The following is a 17,024-nucleotide window of genomic DNA, read 5'->3' on the forward strand; positions in this document are numbered from 1 at the left end:
TAATCGCACACGCCGACGTTGCCGTGGCAATGCGAGATCTTCGGGTCTTGCGCCGTTGTTGTTTTGGCGCGGTCGCGGCTTGCGCCGCTCCTACACCGAAGCGGGGGCTAGGACGGCAGTCGGAACAGACGCTCGGCGTTCGCGCTGGTCGCCGCCGCGAGCGCCTCCGGCGCGATGCCGCGCAAGCCGGCGATGGTGTCGCGCACGGTCGCCAGCCGCGCCGGCTCGTTGCGCTGGCCGCGAATGCCGGCGTCGGGTTGGTCGGGCGCGTCGGTTTCCAGCAGCAGGTGCTCGATCGGCATGCTCGCGGCCAGGCCGCGCAGGCGGTTCGCGCGTTCGTAGGTGACCGGCCCGCCCAGGCCGAGCAGGAAGCCGGCCTTCCACAACTGCCGTGCCTGTTCCTCGCTGCCCGAATAGCTGTGCACCACGCCGCGCAGCGGCCCGCAGCGGCGGATCGCCGCGATCACCGCGTCCACCGCGCGCCGCGCATGCACGATCACCGGCAGGTCGAAGTCGCGCGCCAGGCGCAGTTGGCCGTCGAAGTAGCGCGCCTGCGCCTCGTGGTCCAGATCTTCGACGAAGTAGTCCAGGCCGCATTCGCCGACCGCGAGCGGGCGCTCGCGCTCGATCCAGTCGCCCAGCTCGCGCAGATGCTCGGGCCGGTGCGAGGCCAGGTACATCGGATGCAGCCCGTAGGCCGGATACAGGCCCGGCGCCTGCGCGCAGACCTCGCGCAGCCTGGGCCAGCCGGCGGCGTCGACCGCGGGCACCACCTGGCGGGTCACGCCGGCGGCGCGCGCGCGCGCGATCACCTGCGCGCGGTCGGGATCGAACTCGGCCGCGTCCAGGTGGCTGTGGCTGTCGACCAGCGCCGCCACGGTTCAGCGCGAGGGCGGGGCGGGCGGCTCCAGCGGCGGCGGGGCCTTGCGGTTCTTCCAGTTCGCCAGCAGCAGCGTGCTGAGGCCGAGCAGGATTTCGTCGACGAACGGGATCGGATCCAGCATGAAGAAGTCGAGCAGGAACAGCGTCGCCGTCAGGACGAACAGCCGCGGGTAGCTCAGGCGTCCGAGGAAGCCCATCAGGGGAGCAAGCAGGGGGTTGGCCATGTCGATACCGGGTTGTGACGCGCGTTGCAACACGCTAACACGTGCCCGCGAAGGGTTCATGCGGGGGACAGTTTTGCGGATTTCAATAGGTGCTTGTTCAGGTTTCCGGTGGTGCAATGGCGTCGTCCACACCCGCGGCTCGTCCGCACAACCCGGTTTCACCGCAGGAGGCTCACGATGAACAAGAACATGTTGGCTGTAGCGCTGGCTTCGCTGCTCGTAGGCGGCGTCGCCGTCGCCGCGTTCCAGAGCTTCCGCGGCAACGGCTCGGCCACGCCGGCCACCGCGCTGACCGGCGCGGATGCTGCCGTCGGCGCCGAAGGCGATATCGCCCCCAACGGCGCGATCGCGACCACCGCCAAGCCGGAGGTCGAGTACGCCGACGTCCTCAACGTCAAGCCGATCAACGAGAAGGAAAAGCTGTACGCCACGGTGATCGGCACCGACCCGGTGCGCGAGACCAGCACCGCCTCGACCCCGCGCGAAGTCTGCGAGGACGTGGTCGTGCAGGAGCGTCTGCCCGAGCGCGACGGCAACGTCGGCGGCACGGTCGCCGGCGCTCTGATCGGCGGCCTGGTCGGCAACCAGATCGGCGGCGGCAACGGCAAGAAGGCCGCGACCGTGGCCGGCGCCGCCGCCGGCGGCTATATCGGCAACCGCGTCGACCGCAACCACGTCGGCGGCAAGGTCGTGAACCGCACCGAGCGCCAGTGCCGCACCGTGTCGGAGACCTCGCAGTCCACCCGCGTGATCGCCTACAACGTGACCTACCGCAATCCCGACGGCACCACCGGCACCATGCGCACCGAGAGCAAGCCGGGCAGCCGCATCGCCCTGGGCAGCGAGGACAAGGTGGTCGGTTACGACGTGACCTACCGCTACCAGGGTCAGAACCAGACCATCCGCATGGACGAGCGCCCGGGCCAGCAGCTGCCGGTGATCGACGGCAAGGTCGTGACCCAGACCGCCTCGGCCGAAGCGGGCAGCGAACGCGGCTGAGTGCGCGCGCGGGCACGGCCCGCGGCCACCCAACGCAAACCGACGGGGCCGGATATCCGGCCCCGTTCTTATTGGGGCTTCGCATCGGCGCGGAGCGTGCGTGCGCGCGCCTGAGAACGCTTACATGCGTGCTTGGCCGCGCGCAGCGCGGCTTTACCTCGGACCGGGCGCGGCCAGTACAATGGCGGTCTTTCCGTTCCTACGGTCTTCCGAGCGCGCCATGGCCCTGCATCCCTACGATCTGTACGACGTCCGTTCCCTGCTCACCGAAGAGGAGCGCGCCGTCCAGGACACCGTGGCCCGCTTCACCGACGAGCGCGTGATCCCGATCATCGGCGACGCCTTCGACCAGGGCCGTTTTCCCAAGGAACTGGTGCCCGAGATCGCCGACCTCGGCCTGCTGGGCTCTTCGCTGCCCGAGCAATACGGCTGCGCCGGCCTCAACGCGGTCAGCTACGGCCTGATCTGCCAGGAACTCGAACGCGGCGACAGCGGCATCCGCAGCTTCGTCAGCGTGCAGTCCTCGCTGTGCATGTACCCCATCTACGCCTACGGCAGCGAAGAGCAGCGCCAGCGCTGGCTGCCGGGCATGGCCAAGGGCCAGATCATCGGCTGTTTCGGCCTGACCGAGCCGCACGGCGGTTCCGACCCGGCCAACATGAAGACCAACGCCAAGAAGGACGGCGGCGACTGGGTCCTCAACGGCTCCAAGATGTGGATCACCAACGGCAACCTGGCCGACATCGCCATCGTCTGGGCGCAGACCGAGGACGGCATCCAGGGCTTCGTGGTCGAGAAGGGCATGCCCGGTTTCGCCGCGCAGGAAATCAAACACAAGATGAGCCTGCGCGCGTCGGTGACCTCGTCGCTGTTCTTCGACAACGTGCGCGTGCCCGAAGCCAACCGCCTGCCCAACGTGAAAGGCCTCAAGGGCCCGCTGGGCTGCCTGACGCAGGCCCGCTACGGCATCACCTGGGGCCCGATCGGCGCGGCCATCGCCTGCCTGGACGAAGCGCTGAACTACAGCAAGGAGCGCATCCTGTTCGACCGTCCGGTCGCGGCGACCCAGTCGGCGCAGATCAAGATGGCCGAGATGGCGCGCCGCATCACCCTGGCGCAGCTGCTGGTCGTGCAGCTCGGCCGTCTGAAGGATGCCGGCAACATGCAGCCGACCCAGGTGAGCCTGGCGAAGTGGAACAACTGCCGCATGGCCATCGACATCGCGCGCGAATGCCGCGACCTGCTCGGCGGCGCCGGCATCACCACCGAGCACGCGGCGATCCGCCATGCGCTGAACCTGGAGTCGGTGATCACCTATGAAGGCACCGAGACCATCCACCAGCTGGTGGTCGGTCGCGAGCTGACGGGCATCAACGCGTTCTAAGGCGTCCGGGCGACACCAGCTTTTGCCTTCTCCCGCCAGCGGGAGAAGGTGGCCCGCAGGGCCGGATGAGGGCGCGCCATTGCGACGGCGACGCAAGTCGCAACGCTCGTGGCCCTCACCCCAACCCCTCTCCCGCGTGCGGGAGAGGGGCCGACACCGCCAGCGATGTCACGCTCAGCAGGAGAGCCGATCCGTGATGACCATCCCCGATATCCAGCTGGAAACGCCGCGCCTGCTGCTGCGTCCGCCGCGCCTGGACGACTTCGAGGATTGGGCGGCCTTCATGGCCGCCGACGGCGACTACCTGCGCTACATCGGCGGGCCGCAGCCGCGTTCGCCGGCCTGGCGTTCGCTGATGTCGGTGATCGGCTCCTGGGCCGCGATGGGCTACGGTTTCTTCTCGGTGTTCGAAAAATCCTCCGGGCGCTGGATCGGCCGGCTCGGCCCCTGGCAGCCCGAAGGCTGGCCGGGTCCGGAGGTGGGTTGGGGCATCGTCGAAAGCCAGGGCGGCAAGGGCTACGCGAGCGAGGGCGCGGCCGCGGCCATGGACTGGGCCTTCGAGCACCTGGGCTGGAGCGAGGTGATCCACAGCATCGACACCGGCAACCTCGGCTCCAAGGGCGTGGCCGCCAAGCTGGGTTCGCGCTACCTGCGCCAGGACCGCCTGCCGGCGCCGTTCGACGACAAGGACATCGAGATCTGGGGCCAGAGCCGCGAGCAATGGCGCGCGCGCCGGCGCGAAGGAGCGGGCGCATGAACACCGTCTACGGTTTCTCGCCCTCGGGCAACTGCCACAAGCTGCGCGTGCTGCTGGAGCAACTGGGCCAGGACTACCGCTGGGTCGAGGTCGACAGCAGCCGCGGCCAGACCCGCACGCCGCAGTTCCTGGCCCTGAATCCCAACGGCAAGGTGCCGGTGCTGCAGCGCGACGACGGCAGCACCCTGGCCGAATCCAACGCCATCCTGTACTACCTGGCCGAGGGCACGCCCTTCCTGTCCGACGACCGCTGGCGGCGCGCGCAGACCCTGAGCTGGATGAATTTCGAGCAGTACAGCCACGAGCCCTACGTCGCCGTGGCGCGCTTCATCGCCGGCTGGACGCCGCTGGATTCGCCGCGCCGCGCCGAGCTGCCGATGCTGCGCGAGCGCGGCCATCGCGCGCTGGCGGTGATGGAGCAGCACCTGCAGGCGCAGGACTGGTTCAGCGCCGGCGCCTACGGCATCGCCGACATCGCGCTGTACGCCTACACCGACGTCGCCGGCCACGGCGGCATCGCGCTGGACCCGTACCCGGCGCTGCGCGCCTGGCTGGCGCGGGTGCGCGCCACGCCGGGTTTCGTGCCCATGCCCGAACCCGACGCGATCGCCGCCGAACGCATCGCCCAGACCCGATCCACCCCCTGATTCCAACCGATTAGCCGACCCGTGACGGGCGGCGGAGTGTCCGATGTCCGCGCAACCGCAGTCTTCGATCTTCAGCAGCGTCCCCCGCTTCAACACCGTGCCCGATCCGATTCCGGCGCGCATGAAGGGCCTCAACCGGGCCGAGATCTGCGACCTCAACTTCGTCGAGTTCGTCAAAGCCTGGAACGGCCGCGCCGACGCGCGCCCGGCCGCGCACGAGGCGGTGCTGGACGGCAGCGCGCTGGACGCGCAGGGCTTCCGCGAACTGTTCGAATCGCAGCTGATCAGCCGCCACCTGGACCTGATGGCGCGCGTGCTGCGCGTGCAGAACAAGGTTTTCTACACCATCGGCTCCAGCGGTCACGAAGGCAACGCGATGGTCGCGCGCCTGACCCGCCATACCGATCCGGCCTTCCTGCACTACCGCAGCGGCGGCTTCATGGCCGAGCGCTTCCGCAAGCTGCCGGGCATGGACCCGGTGATGGACTCGGCGCTGTCGTTCGCGGCCAGCAAGGACGATCCGGCTTCCGGCGGGCGCCACAAGGTCTGGGGCAGCAAGCCCTTGTGGGTATTGCCGCAGACTTCGACCATCGCCTCGCACCTGCCCAAGGCGCTGGGCACCGCGGTGGCGATCGAAACCGGCCGTCGCCTCGGTCATGCGCTGCCGATCCCCGACGACAGCATCGCGATCTGCTCTTTCGGCGACGCCTCGGCCAACCACGCCACCGCCCAGACCGCGTTCAACGCCGCCGCCTGGACCGCTTACCAGAAGCTGCCGGCGCCGGTGCTGTTCGTGTGCGAGGACAACGGCATCGGCATCTCGGTGAAGACTCCGGGCGGCTGGATCGGCAACCGCTTCCGCAACATGGACGGCCTGGACTACTTCGCCGCCGACGGCCTCGACCTGGCCAGCGGCTACGCCGACGTGCTGCGCGCGGTCGAGCATTGCCGGCGCACGCGCCGTCCGACCTTCCTGCACCTGCGCACTACCCGCATCATGGGCCACGCCGGCACCGACTTCGAGATCGAATGGCGTTCGGTCGAGGAGCTGTGCGCGGTGGAAGCCGGCGATCCGCTGCTGCGTTCGGCCGCGATCGCGCTGGAATCGGGCCTGATGTCGCGCGAGGAGGTGCTCGAACTCTACGAAGCCACGCGCAAGCGCTGCTTCGCCGGCGCCGAGGAGGCCGACCGCCGGCCCAAGCTCGACCGGCTCGCCGACGTGGTCGCGCCGCTGGCGCCGTATTCGCCCGAGGCGGTGGCCAAGGAAGCCGCGCGCGCCGACTACGCGCAGCGCCGCCTGGAGGTGTTCGGCGGCGAAGCCAAGCTGCCGGAGAACCAGCCGCCGCGGCATCTGGCGATCCAGATCAACAACGCCCTGCACGACATCTTCGCCAAGTACCCCGAGACCCTGCTGTTCGGCGAGGACGTGGCCCAGAAGGGCGGCGTCTACACTGTCACCAAGGGTCTGCAGAAGGCCTTCGGCCCGCGCCGGGTGTTCAACACCCTGCTCGACGAAACCATGATCCTGGGCATGGCCCAGGGCTTCGCCAACGTCGGCCTGCTGCCGATTCCGGAAATCCAGTACCTGGCGTACTTCCACAACGCCTGCGACCAGATCCGCGGCGAAGCGGCCTCGTTGCAGTTCTTCAGCAACGACCAGTACCGCAACCCGATGGTGGTGCGCATCGCCGGCCTGGGTTACCAGCGCGGCTTCGGCGGCCACTTCCACAACGACAACTCGATCACCGCGCTGCGCGACATTCCCGGTCTGGTGGTCGGCTGCCCCTCGCGCGGCGACGATGCCGCGACCATGCTGCGCACCCTGACCGCGCTGGCCAAGGTCGACGGCCGCGTGGCGGTGTTCCTGGAACCGATCGCGCTGTACATGGGCAAGGACCTGTACGAGCCCGGCGACGGCGCCTGGCTGACCACCTACCCGCAGCCCGACGAGGCGATGACCCTGGGCGAGGGCCGGGTCTACTTGCCTGGCGACGGCAGCGACGGCGACGAGCTGGTGATCTTCAGTTACGGCAACGGCGTGCCGATGAGCCTGCGCGCCGCGCGCGCGATCGAGGCCAAGCACGGCTGGAAAACCCGCGTGGTCGACCTGCGCTGGCTGGTGCCGCTCAACGACGCCTACATCGTCGAGCAGGCGCGCCAGGCCAAGCGCATCATCGTGGTCGACGAAGGCCGCCGCAGCGCCGGCGTGGGCGAGGGCGTGATCACCGCGATCGCCGAGGGCGGCTACGGCGCGCGCCCGTTCCGGCGCGTGGTCGGCGTCGACACCTACACCCCGCTGGCCGGCGCGGCCTTCCTGGTGATCCCCGGCGAAGAGGACATCGTCGCCGCGGCCGATGCGCTGGCCGCGGGCTGAGCTTGCGCGGGCGGGGCGGTTCGCTGCCCCCGCCTGCGCCGAAGCTTAGGGGTAGGAGCGGCGTAAGCCGCGACCGCGCTGCTACGCATGGCGGCGCCGCGATCCATCAGTCTGCGGTCGCGGCTTACGCCGCTCCTACAACGGTAGGCAGGTCCGCGGCGTCGAGGCTCAGCGCGCCAAGCCGTCCAGCAAGGCGATCTCGGCCACCGCATGACCGTCCAGGCTGAGTCCGCCCTCGGCCCGCTCCAAGGGCGCGACCGCCAGGGCCAGATGACGTTGGCCTTCGCTGGCGCTGGCCGCGACCGTGCCCAGTACCGTCTGATGCGAGCGCAGTTCGGCGCCGACCACGACCGCGTGCGGCGACTCGATCAGCGCCAGCCCGCGCTTGGCCTTGCCCAGGAAATGGGTGCGCGCGACGATTTCCTGCCCCGGGTAGCAGCCCTTCTTGACGCTGAAAGCGCGCAGGCGCTCCAAGGACAGCTGCTGCGGGGTCCATAGATCGAGCTGGGACGGGTCCAGCCGGGGCAGGCCGTGGCGCAGGTCGTCCAGGGCCCAGCGCGCGGCCAGGCCGGGGTCTTCCGCGCCCGCGGCCTGCGCGGGCACGATGCGCAGCGCGCGCGCGCCGCCGTCGCCGCTGTAGTCCAGTTCCACGCCCGTAACCTCGTCGCCGGCCAGGACCGCGCCCGCGGCGGCCTGCGGCGCGCCGTAACGGCCTGCGGCGCGCAGATCGTCGCGCACGACGATGCTCGTCTTGCTGCGGAACAGGAAGCGTTTCAGCGCAGTGGCGACCGATTCCGGGTCGGCATCGGGCAGGAGCAGCCAGATCCGCTCATCGGCCAGACGCAGCAAAGCCATCAGCGCCACGACCCGTCCTTTGGGCGTCAGCCAGCCGCTCCAGTGCCACTGGCCGGGGGCCAAGGCGTTGACATCGTTCATGAACTGCGCCTGCGCGAACGCCGCCGCGTCGCGGCCGGAAAGCTCGATCACGCGGTGGCCGGGCAGGGCGGATGCCTGTCCGGACGTAGCCTGCGGGTTGTCATGCATGGGGGCGGGACTTAAGATTTAACGCTGTGATGATAGGCGAAACCACTCCGGAAGCAGTGCCCGACCCCCAGGTCGAGGCCCCGACGACTTCCGTTCCGGCCACGGGCAGCGATGCGCCACCGGGTAAGGAGTACGGCGGCCGCGACGGTCCCGACCCGACCCGCTACGGCGATTGGGAAAAGAACGGCCGCTGCATCGACTTCTAGCTACGTCTTCACCGTTTCGTCTACACCGCCACCCACCATCCTTCCTGCCACGCGGCGCCGCCGCCCAGCCGAGACAGCCATCGCTCATGGCGAACCGCGAACGCCCCCTGTCACCGCATCTGCAGGTTTATGCCTGGCAGATCCAGATGGTGACCTCGATCGTGCACCGGACCACCGGTATCATCCTTGCCGTCGGCGCTCTGCTGATCGCCTGGGGCCTGGTCGCCCTGGCGGCCGGGCCCCAGGCCTGGGCCCAATTCACCGCCTGCGCGCGCTCGCCGCTGGGCTTCCTGGTCCTGTTCGGCTGGACCTGGGCCTTCGCCTACCACCTGCTCAACGGCATCCGCCATCTGGTCCAGGACGCCGGCTACGCCTATCGCGTGGCGACCTTCGTGCGCAACGGCTGGATCAGCGTGATCGGCAGCCTGGTGCTGACCGCCGTGATCTGGCTGGTCGCGATGCTGCAGCGGGGTGGCGCATGAACACCCGCGGCAAGCTGCGCAACCCGCTCAAGACCGCGCGCGGCCTGGGCTCGGCGAAGGACGGCACCCACCACTTCGTGGTCCAGCGCGTGACCGCGATCGCGCTGATCTTCCTGGCCGTCTACGTGGTCGGCCTGGTGATCTCCTGGATCGGCGACGACTATGCCGCGGTGCGCGCCTCGGTCGCCCATCCCTGCAACGCGGTGCTGCTGGTGGCCTTCCTGGTCGCGATGTTCTGGCACGCCAAGCTCGGCCTGCAGGTGATCATCGAGGACTACGTGCATACCCCGTGGCTGGCGATCGCCTCCCAGCTCACTGTCGTTTTCGTCTGCGTCCTCGCTGCGCTCGCTAGCGTGCTCGCCGTTATCCGCATCGCGCTGGGAGCCTGACCGTGGCCGCCGCTTACAAGATCCAGGAACACAAGTTCGACATGATCGTGGTCGGCGCCGGCGGCGCCGGCCTGCGCGCCACCTTCGGCCTGGCCCAGAAGGGCCTGAAGACCGCCTGCATCACCAAGGTGTTCCCGACCCGCTCGCACACCGTCGCCGCCCAGGGCGGCATCTCGGCCGCGCTGGCCAACATGGGCGAGGACGACTGGCGCTACCACTTCTTCGATACCGTCAAGGGTTCGGACTGGCTGGGCGACCAGGACGCGATCGAGTACATGTGCAAGGAGGCCATCCCGGCCATCATCGAGCTCGAGCACCAGGGCGTGCCGTTCTCGCGCACCGAAGAGGGCAAGATCTACCAGCGCCCGTTCGGCGGCATGACCACCAAGTACGGCGAAGGCCCGCCGGCGCAGCGCACCTGCGCCGCCGCCGACCGCACCGGCCACGCCATCCTGCACACCCTGTACCAGCAGTCGCTGGCGCACGACGCGCAGTTCTTCATCGAGTATTTCGCGCTCGACCTGATCATGGACGCCGACGGCGCCTGCCGCGGCGTGCTCGCCCTGGACATGGCCGAGGGCACGCTGCACCTGTTCCGCGCCCAGGGCACGGTGCTGGCGACCGGCGGCTACGGCCGCGCCTATTTCTCCGCGACCTCGGCCCATACCTGCACCGGCGACGGCGGCGGCATGGCCCTGCGCGCCGGCCTGGGCCTGCAGGACATGGAGTTCGTGCAGTTCCACCCGACCGGCATCTACGGCGCCGGCTGCCTGATCACCGAGGGCGTGCGAGGCGAGGGCGGCATCCTGCGCAACAGCAACGGCGAGCGCTTCATGGAGCGCTACGCGCCCAGCGTGAAGGACCTGGCGCCGCGCGACATGGTCAGCCGTTCGATGACCATCGAGATCCGCGAAGGCCGCGGCGTCGGCGAGCACAAGGACCACATCCTGCTCGACCTGACCCACCTGGGCCCGGAAGTGATCCACGAGAAGCTGCCGGGCATCGCCGAGTCGGCGCGCATCTTCGCCAACGTCGATGTCGAGAAGGAGCCGATCCCGGTCATCCCGACCGTGCACTACAACATGGGCGGCATCCCGACCAACTACCACGGCGAAGTGGTGCAGCTGAAGAACGGCAACCCCGATTCGGTGGTGCCGGGCCTGTATGCGATCGGCGAAGCCGCCTGCGTGTCGGTGCACGGCGCCAACCGCCTGGGCTCGAACTCGCTGCTCGACCTGGTGGTGTTCGGCCGCGCGGTCGCCAACCGCTGCGCCGAGACGATCAAGCCCGACGCGCCGCAGCCGCGCCTGGCGGCCGACGCCTGCGACGAGGCGCTGGCGCGCCTGGACAAGCTGCGCAACGCCAACGGCGGCACCTCGACCGCGGTCATCCGCGATCGCATGCAGCGCACCATGCAGGCCGACGCCGCGGTGTTCCGCACCGGCGAGACGCTCAGCGAAGGCGTGCGCAAGATCCGCGAGATCCACGCTTCGTTCGCCGACGTCAAGGTCAGCGACCGCTCGCTGATCTGGAACTCGGACCTGATCGAGACCTACGAGCTGTCCAACCTGCTCGGCCAGGCCCTGGCGACCATCGTCTCGGCCGAGAACCGCACCGAGTCGCGCGGCGCGCATGCGCGCGAAGACTTCCCGACGCGCAACGACGAGCAGTGGCAGAAGCACACCCTGTGCTATGTCGACGAGAGCGGCAAGACCAGCATCGATTACCGCCCGGTGCACAACTACACGCTCACCGACGACGTCGCCTACGTCCCGCCCAAGGAGCGTAAGTACTGATCGGCCCACACGGCGCGCGCCGCAACGCGCGCCGGCACCGCAACCGACCCCAGTACCGACGCTAGCCGAGAGATTGCCAGCATGGCCGAATTCGCCCTACCCAAGAACTCGCAGATCCAGAAGGGCCGCCATTGGGCGACGCCGGGCGCCAAGCAGCCGCGCACCTTCAAGGTCTACCGCTGGAACCCCGACGACGGCATGAACCCGCGCGTGGACACCTACGAGGTGGACCTGGCGAGCTGCGGTCCGATGGTTCTGGACGCCTTGATCAAGATCAAGAACGAGATCGACCCGACCCTGACCTTCCGCCGCTCCTGCCGCGAAGGCATCTGCGGTTCCTGCGCGATGAACATCGACGGCACCAACACCCTGGCCTGCACGCGCGCGATCGCCGACTGCGGCAAGGCCGAAGTGCCGATCTACCCGCTGCCGCACATGGACGTGGTCAAGGACCTGGTTCCGGACCTGACCCACTTCTACGCCCAGTACGCCTCGATCAAGCCCTGGCTGCGCACCCAGAGCGCGACCCCGTCCGACCGCGAACGCCTGCAGTCGCCGGAAGACCGCAAGAAGCTCGACGGCCTGTACGAATGCATCCTGTGCGCCTGCTGCTCGACCAGCTGCCCCAGCTACTGGTGGAACGGCGACCGCTACCTCGGCCCGGCGATCCTGCTGCAGGCCTACCGCTGGATCGTCGATTCGCGCGACGAGGACACCGGCGCGCGCCTGGACGACCTCGAGGATCCGTTCAAGCTCTACCGCTGCCACACCATCATGAACTGCGCGCGCACCTGCCCGAAGGGCCTGAACCCGGCGCAGGCGATCGGCGAGATCAAGAAGCTGATGCTGGCGCGCCGCGTCTGAACGCGGCGCCTTCGGCGCGATAAGCGGCGTTACTGCCGTTCGCGCCGCCTGGCCCCTGCTCCCGCCTGCGCGAGGGCAGGGGCGAGGGCAGCGCGGTCCCGGCTACCATCCGCATCTGGCCCGACACCGACAGGCGAGCGATGGACCCCAAGCTGTTGTTCCTTCCCGCCGTCGCGATGGCGGGCCTGACCTGTCTGGTCTGGATCCGCCTGTACGTGGTCCGCATCGGCCAGATGCGCCGCGAGCGCATCCATCCGCAGGCGGTGGCGACTTCGGCCCAGGCCAGCGCCAAACTCACCCAGAGCGCCGCCGCCGACAATTTCCGCAACCTGTTCGAGCTGCCGGTGCTGTTCTATCTGGCGCTGACCGTGGCGGCGCTGAGCCAGCTCGGCGATGGCGTCGTCCTGGGCCTGGCCTGGGCCTTCGTCGCCCTGCGCGTCGCGCATAGCGCGATCCACTGCGGCTACAACCGGGTCATGCACCGCTTCGCGGTCTACGTCGCCGGCGCCCTCGTGCTGTGGGCCCTGTGGGCGTATCTGGCGATCGCGCTGGTGCGCGCATGAACTTCGTCGCCCGCAGCGCGGTGGTGTCGATGCTGGCGGCGGCGGTCTGGATGCCGCCGGTGCGGGCAGGCGCGGCGCCGGCATCGCCCTCGGCCGAGCAGTTGAGGGTGGCGCGCGACTACGTGGTGAGCGCGCGCTTCGTCGAGATGCTGGACGGCATGGTCAACTCCATGGCCGCCCATCCCAACGGCGGGGACAGCGCGGACGATCTGGCCATGAAACGCCGGATCGTGCGCGACCTGTCGCGCGAGGTCATCGCCGACTCGCTGGCGCGCTCGCTCGCGGCCGACACCCCGGCCGAGGTGCTGAAGGCCGGTCTCGCCCACGCCAACAGCGACATCGGCCGCGTCGAGTTCGGCTGCCTGTCGCGCTGGCCACCGCCGGCCGAGGGCTATCAGGCTTGCCTCGAAGCCGGCGCGAGCAAAACCCAGATCGTGCGCATGGCCGCACACGGCGAAAGCGAATCCGGCTGGCCCCTGGTCGACAAGTTGCTCAAGGGCGATGCCATCGTCACCGCCTTGAACGCCGCCACGTCCGAACTGGCAGGACGCGACCCCGAAATCGCCGCGCAATTGGCCGACTACTGCAAGCGCGAGCCGGGTGAGGGCATGTGCGGCTATCGCGAGCAGGCAGCGGCTGCGATGGATGCGGATGCCGCCGCCGCGCCGGCCCAAGGGACCCCGAACCATGACTGACGACGTCGAACTGCGTCGCCTGCGCTGGCGCAGCCGGCGCGGCATGCGCGAGCTGGACCAATTGTTCGGCCGCTACCTCGACCGCGCCTGGGCGCAGGATTCCGAGGCCCAACGCGGCGTTTTCCTACGCCTGCTGGATTGCGAGGACGATAAGCTCTGGCGCTGGTTCATGGGTTACGACGCTTGCCCCGATGCCGAACTCGACGCGCTCATCCAACGCATCCGCGCCATGCCGGCTTGAGTGGCGGCCCTCGCGCATGCTCGCCTGCGCGCTGGTCCTGATCGGTCTGCTCGCCGCCGTTTCGGTGCTGGCCAGCGAATGCCCCTGGCCCTGGTCGCCGGCGCTGGCCGCGGGCGCCGCGCTCTACGGCGCCTGGCTGGCGCGGCGGGAGCTGCGCGCCTCGCCGCAGGCGCTGGTGGTCGCGGCCGACGCGGTCAGCCTGGACGGCGTGCCGCTGGACCAGCCGGTCCTGCAATGGCGCGGCCCGCTGGCCTGGCTGCGCTATCGCGACGCCGCCGGCCGGCTCCGGCACCGGTTCTGGTGGCCCGACATCCTGGATGCCGCCGGCCGTCGTGAACTGCGGCTGGCTTGGCCGGTCCAAGCGCCTACGCCCGATTCGCTTTCGATGGCACCATAGCCGGATATGTTCAAACCCATTCCTGTCGCCATCGGCCTGCGCTATCTGCGCGCCAAGCGCCGCAACGGCTTCATCTCCTTCATCTCGCTGGCCTCGATCGCGGGCATCGCCCTGGGCGTGACCGCCCTGATCACCACCCTGGCGGTGATGAGCGGCTTCCAGCGCGAAATCCGCGACCGCATGCTGCAGATGGCCGCTCACGCCACCGTCAGCGCCTACGGCGAGCCGCTCACCGACTGGCAACGCGCGGTCGACGCCGCCGTCGCCGACAAGCGCGTGGCCGGCGCCGCGCCCTACATCGAGAAGGAAACCCTGCTCTCGGGCTCGCGCAACCAGCCCGCGATGGTGCGCGGCGTGTTGCCGGCCGAGGAGGGCAAGGTCTCGGTGCTGGCCGAGAAGATGGTCCAGGGCAAGCTCGATTCGCTCACCCCCGGCAGCTACAACATCGTGCTCGGCAAGGAGCTGGCGCTGTGGCTGGGCGTCGGGGTCGGCGACAGCGTGGTCATGATGACCTCCGACTTCCGCAGCACGCCGATGGGCGCCTTGCCGCAGCTCAAGCGCTTCACCGTCAGCGGCATCTTCGAGGCCGGCTACAACGAATTCGACAAAGGCCTGGCGGTGGTCAACCTGCGCGACATCCAGCGCGTGCTGCGCATGGGCGACGGCGTCACCGGCGTGCGCCTGAGGCTGCACGACATGGACCTGGCCTGGGACGTCGCGCGCGACCTGGCGATCGGCCTGGGCGGCCCGTACAACGTCAGCGACTGGACCAGCGACAACGCCAACATGTTCCGCGCCCTGAAGATGGAAAAGACCATCATGGCGATCCTGCTGTCGCTGATCATCGCGATGGGCGCGTTCAACCTGGTGTCCTCGCAGGTGATGCTGGTCACCGACAAGCAGGCCGACATCGCGATCCTGCGCACCCTGGGCCTGACCCCGCGCGGGGTGATGCAGGTCTTCGTGGTTCAGGGCACCCTGATCGGCGTGATCGGCACCGTGCTGGGCGTGATCGGCGGCATCGTGCTGACCCTCAACCTCGAGCACATCCTCAAGGCCATCGAGCGGGTGCTGAGCGTGCAGTTGCTGCCCGAGGACGTCTACTACATCACCGGCCTGCCCACCGATCTGCAGACCGGCGACGTGATCGCGATCGCCGCGGTCGCGCTGGCGATGGCCTTCGTCGCCACCATCTATCCCGCCTGGCGCGCCGCGCGCACGGCGCCGGCGGAGGCGCTGCGCTATGAGTAATCCGCAAGCCGTGCCCGTCGCAGACGCGGTGATCCGCTGCTCCGGCCTGGCCATGACCTACGCCGAAGGCAAGCTGCGCACGCCGGTGTTCGACGGCCTGGACCTGGCCGTTGAGCGCGGCGAGACCGTCGCCATCCTCGGCGCGTCCGGCGCCGGCAAGAGCACCTTGCTGCACCTGCTCGGCGGCCTCGACACCCCGACCGCGGGCGAGGTCTTCGTCGCCGGCCAGCGCATGAACGCCTTGTCCGACGCCGCCCGCGGCGCGTTGCGCAACCGCGCGCTGGGCTTCGTCTACCAGTTCCATCACCTGCTGCCCGAGTTCACCGCGCTGGAGAACGTGATGCTGCCGGTGCTGCTGGCCGGCGCCGCCGTGCCCGACGCCCGCCAGCGCGCCAAGGCGCTGCTGGAGTCGGTGGGCCTGGGCCATCGCCTGGAACACAAGCCCGGCGAACTGTCCGGCGGCGAACGCCAACGCGCCGCGGTCGCGCGCGCCCTGGTCAACAAACCCGCCTGCGTGCTCGGCGACGAACCCACCGGCAACCTCGACGAAAAGACCGCCGCGACCGTATTCGAACTGATGCTGGCGCTGAACCGCGAGCAGGGCACCAGCCTGGTGCTGGTCACCCACGACCGCCGCCTCGCGCGTCGCCTGGATCGCGTGTTGGAGCTGCACGAAGGCAAGCTGCGGCAGTTGGCGGCCAGCGAGGTCTGATTCCGGCCGGTCCGCCGCAACGCGGCGCGGTTGCGCGAATGTCCGGCGTCGCCACGCGGCGTCGCGACATCGGCACGGTCTAAGCGTCGCCGCGTGCGGCGGCCCGAGTGTCCGGCAAGGCCGTGGCGTCAGGCCGCCGTGTCCTGCTTGCGCTCCAAGGCGTTCATCACCGCGCCGGCGCCAACGAAGGCCAGCAGGCCGGCCAACACCAGCTCCCAGGTATCGCTGGCCCCGATGCCGTCGCGCAGAAAGGCGGCCGCGCCGCCCAGGCAGAACAGAAACAGGACGATGTCGGCCCAGGGAATGGGTTTTCTTCCGTGGCCCGGCCGCTCGCCGTAGACCTGGTCCATCCGCCGCCCGACCGCCGCCCGAACCCGTTGCGTGCGCTCGTCGGCCTCCCCGAACAGCTGATTGGATTTCTCGAGGATCTCCAGGTCGAGCCTGATCTTGTCGCGACGCGACTTGGTCCGTATCTGATACAGCCAGGCGAACGCGCCGCCCAGCAAGGTCAGGGCCGTGAAGACGGCATCCAGTGGATTGTCGGACAAGAGACCCCCTCGACGATGCGGGCGTATGAATGGTTATCCCCGGCGACCGCCCCCTAATCGTAGCGCCGTGTCGCGCGGACCGGGCGCGGCGCCCGAACAAACGCGTCGGCGGCGCGAAACCTCAGTCGGCCTCCGCCGACAGTGCCTCGCGCACGACGGCCTGGAGTTCGGCGATGCTCAGTCCCTGAGCCAGGCTGTCCACGTCGTCCACGCCAGCCGCCCGATAGATCGCGTCGTCGTGTATGGCGATGCCGAGGTCTTCTTCCACCGCCATGACGATCTCGAAGATGTCCAGGGCGTCGCCGCCGCCTCCGGGCTGCGCGGCGTACGGCCGTTCCACGCGCAAGCGCCGCGCCGGAACCGCCAGGACGGCGGCGGAGTGCCGCAGCACGACGGCATCGGCGCGCTGCTGCGGGCCGCTCGCGGCGGCATTCCGCTCCTGCGCGCGCGGCGCGCGGGCGGGATGAAACAGCAGGGCAGCGCTCAGCAGCACGGCGATGGTCGGGCTTCGCATGGAGTCAATCCAGACCGTGGCGGCGATTCGCGCGCCGGATTCGCCGATTCGATCC

The 17,024-nt window shown here is 69.5% G+C and carries 21 protein-coding genes; 16 read left to right on the forward strand and 5 right to left on the reverse strand.

Going from position 1 to position 17,024, the window contains the following annotated elements:
• Positions 1-107: 107 nt before the first annotated feature.
• Positions 108-878, reverse strand: a complete 771-nt coding sequence (locus tag V1318_RS00420) for a TatD family hydrolase (RefSeq protein ID WP_332936771.1) — start codon at positions 876-878, stop codon at positions 108-110.
• A 3-nt stretch (positions 879-881) separates the two neighbouring features.
• Complete coding sequence (locus tag V1318_RS00425; protein ID WP_332936773.1) at positions 882-1,106, reverse strand: DUF6116 family protein; 225 nt, start codon at positions 1,104-1,106, stop codon at positions 882-884.
• 177 nt (positions 1,107-1,283) lie between these two features.
• Between V1318_RS00425 and V1318_RS00430 the strand changes: the two genes are divergently transcribed.
• The 5 genes from V1318_RS00430 to V1318_RS00450 all read left to right on the forward strand — a co-directional run bounded on the left by V1318_RS00430 (position 1,284) and on the right by V1318_RS00450 (position 7,267).
• A complete protein-coding gene (locus V1318_RS00430) occupies positions 1,284-2,105 on the forward strand; it encodes a glycine zipper 2TM domain-containing protein (RefSeq protein WP_332936775.1) in 822 nt (273 codons plus the stop codon).
• A 220-nt stretch (positions 2,106-2,325) separates the two neighbouring features.
• Entirely contained in the window at positions 2,326-3,489 is a 1,164-nt protein-coding gene (locus tag V1318_RS00435) for an acyl-CoA dehydrogenase family protein (RefSeq protein WP_332936776.1), read from the forward strand.
• 196 nt (positions 3,490-3,685) lie between these two features.
• The gene (locus V1318_RS00440; protein ID WP_332936777.1) at positions 3,686-4,246 is read left to right on the forward strand and encodes a GNAT family N-acetyltransferase; all 561 of its coding nucleotides are present in this window, start codon (positions 3,686-3,688) and stop codon (positions 4,244-4,246) included.
• The gene (locus V1318_RS00445) at positions 4,243-4,893 is read left to right on the forward strand and encodes a glutathione S-transferase family protein (RefSeq protein ID WP_332936779.1); all 651 of its coding nucleotides are present in this window, start codon (positions 4,243-4,245) and stop codon (positions 4,891-4,893) included. Before V1318_RS00440 ends, V1318_RS00445 begins: the two co-directional genes overlap by 4 nt.
• Positions 4,894-5,014: 121 nt before the next feature.
• Positions 5,015-7,267, forward strand: a complete 2,253-nt coding sequence (locus V1318_RS00450) for a thiamine pyrophosphate-dependent enzyme (protein ID WP_332938276.1) — start codon at positions 5,015-5,017, stop codon at positions 7,265-7,267.
• Positions 7,268-7,435: 168 nt separating this feature from the next.
• On the opposite strand, the gene V1318_RS00455 is transcribed toward V1318_RS00450, so the two are convergent.
• Positions 7,436-8,311, reverse strand: a complete 876-nt coding sequence (locus V1318_RS00455) for a folate-binding protein (RefSeq protein WP_332936781.1) — start codon at positions 8,309-8,311, stop codon at positions 7,436-7,438.
• A 29-nt stretch (positions 8,312-8,340) separates the two neighbouring features.
• Between V1318_RS00455 and V1318_RS00460 the strand changes: the two genes are divergently transcribed.
• The 11 genes from V1318_RS00460 (at position 8,341) to lolD (ending at position 15,907) form a co-directional block, all read left to right on the forward strand.
• Entirely contained in the window at positions 8,341-8,517 is a 177-nt protein-coding gene (locus tag V1318_RS00460) for a DUF1674 domain-containing protein (protein WP_332936782.1), read from the forward strand.
• Positions 8,518-8,603: 86 nt separating this feature from the next.
• The gene (sdhC, locus tag V1318_RS00465; RefSeq protein ID WP_332936783.1) at positions 8,604-8,999 is read left to right on the forward strand and encodes a succinate dehydrogenase, cytochrome b556 subunit; all 396 of its coding nucleotides are present in this window, start codon (positions 8,604-8,606) and stop codon (positions 8,997-8,999) included.
• Positions 8,996-9,388 carry a succinate dehydrogenase, hydrophobic membrane anchor protein gene (gene sdhD / locus V1318_RS00470; RefSeq protein WP_332936785.1) on the forward strand — a complete coding sequence of 131 codons (393 nt, stop codon included), beginning with the start codon at positions 8,996-8,998 and terminating at the stop codon, positions 9,386-9,388. The genes sdhC and sdhD overlap by 4 nt, the downstream gene beginning before the upstream one ends.
• Before the next feature lie 41 nt (positions 9,389-9,429).
• Positions 9,430-11,184 carry a succinate dehydrogenase flavoprotein subunit gene (sdhA, locus tag V1318_RS00475; protein ID WP_332938278.1) on the forward strand — a complete coding sequence of 585 codons (1,755 nt, stop codon included), beginning with the start codon at positions 9,430-9,432 and terminating at the stop codon, positions 11,182-11,184.
• 81 nt (positions 11,185-11,265) lie between these two features.
• On the forward strand, positions 11,266-12,048 hold the full coding sequence (locus V1318_RS00480) for a succinate dehydrogenase iron-sulfur subunit (RefSeq protein ID WP_332936786.1): 783 nt from the start codon (positions 11,266-11,268) through the stop codon (positions 12,046-12,048).
• Positions 12,049-12,188: 140 nt separating this feature from the next.
• Complete coding sequence (locus V1318_RS00485) at positions 12,189-12,611, forward strand: MAPEG family protein (RefSeq protein WP_332936789.1); 423 nt, start codon at positions 12,189-12,191, stop codon at positions 12,609-12,611.
• Positions 12,608-13,306, forward strand: a complete 699-nt coding sequence (locus V1318_RS00490) for a hypothetical protein (RefSeq protein ID WP_332936791.1) — start codon at positions 12,608-12,610, stop codon at positions 13,304-13,306. The genes V1318_RS00485 and V1318_RS00490 overlap by 4 nt, the downstream gene beginning before the upstream one ends.
• Complete coding sequence (locus V1318_RS00495) at positions 13,299-13,547, forward strand: succinate dehydrogenase assembly factor 2 (RefSeq protein WP_056174303.1); 249 nt, start codon at positions 13,299-13,301, stop codon at positions 13,545-13,547. Before V1318_RS00490 ends, V1318_RS00495 begins: the two co-directional genes overlap by 8 nt.
• 16 nt (positions 13,548-13,563) lie before the next feature.
• Positions 13,564-13,944, forward strand: coding sequence for a hypothetical protein (locus V1318_RS00500; RefSeq protein ID WP_332936792.1), 381 nt, complete (start codon positions 13,564-13,566; stop codon positions 13,942-13,944).
• Positions 13,945-13,950: 6 nt separating this feature from the next.
• Entirely contained in the window at positions 13,951-15,195 is a 1,245-nt protein-coding gene (locus tag V1318_RS00505; RefSeq protein ID WP_332936794.1) for a lipoprotein-releasing ABC transporter permease subunit, read from the forward strand.
• Positions 15,188-15,907, forward strand: coding sequence for a lipoprotein-releasing ABC transporter ATP-binding protein LolD (gene lolD, locus V1318_RS00510; RefSeq protein ID WP_332936796.1), 720 nt, complete (start codon positions 15,188-15,190; stop codon positions 15,905-15,907). Before V1318_RS00505 ends, lolD begins: the two co-directional genes overlap by 8 nt.
• Positions 15,908-16,035: 128 nt before the next feature.
• Here lolD and V1318_RS00515 read toward each other — a convergent pair whose 3' ends face one another.
• Both V1318_RS00515 and V1318_RS00520 read right to left on the reverse strand, forming a co-directional pair.
• Entirely contained in the window at positions 16,036-16,455 is a 420-nt protein-coding gene (locus V1318_RS00515; protein WP_332936797.1) for a hypothetical protein, read from the reverse strand.
• 121 nt (positions 16,456-16,576) lie between these two features.
• Positions 16,577-16,969 (reverse strand): hypothetical protein, encoded by a 393-nt coding sequence (locus tag V1318_RS00520; RefSeq protein WP_332936798.1) that lies wholly within the window; start codon positions 16,967-16,969, stop codon positions 16,577-16,579.
• Between the last annotated feature and the right edge of the window lie 55 nt (positions 16,970-17,024).

It is taken from the genome of Lysobacter sp. CCNWLW3, assembly GCF_036697405.1.
GTDB lineage: Bacteria > Pseudomonadota > Gammaproteobacteria > Xanthomonadales > Xanthomonadaceae > Lysobacter.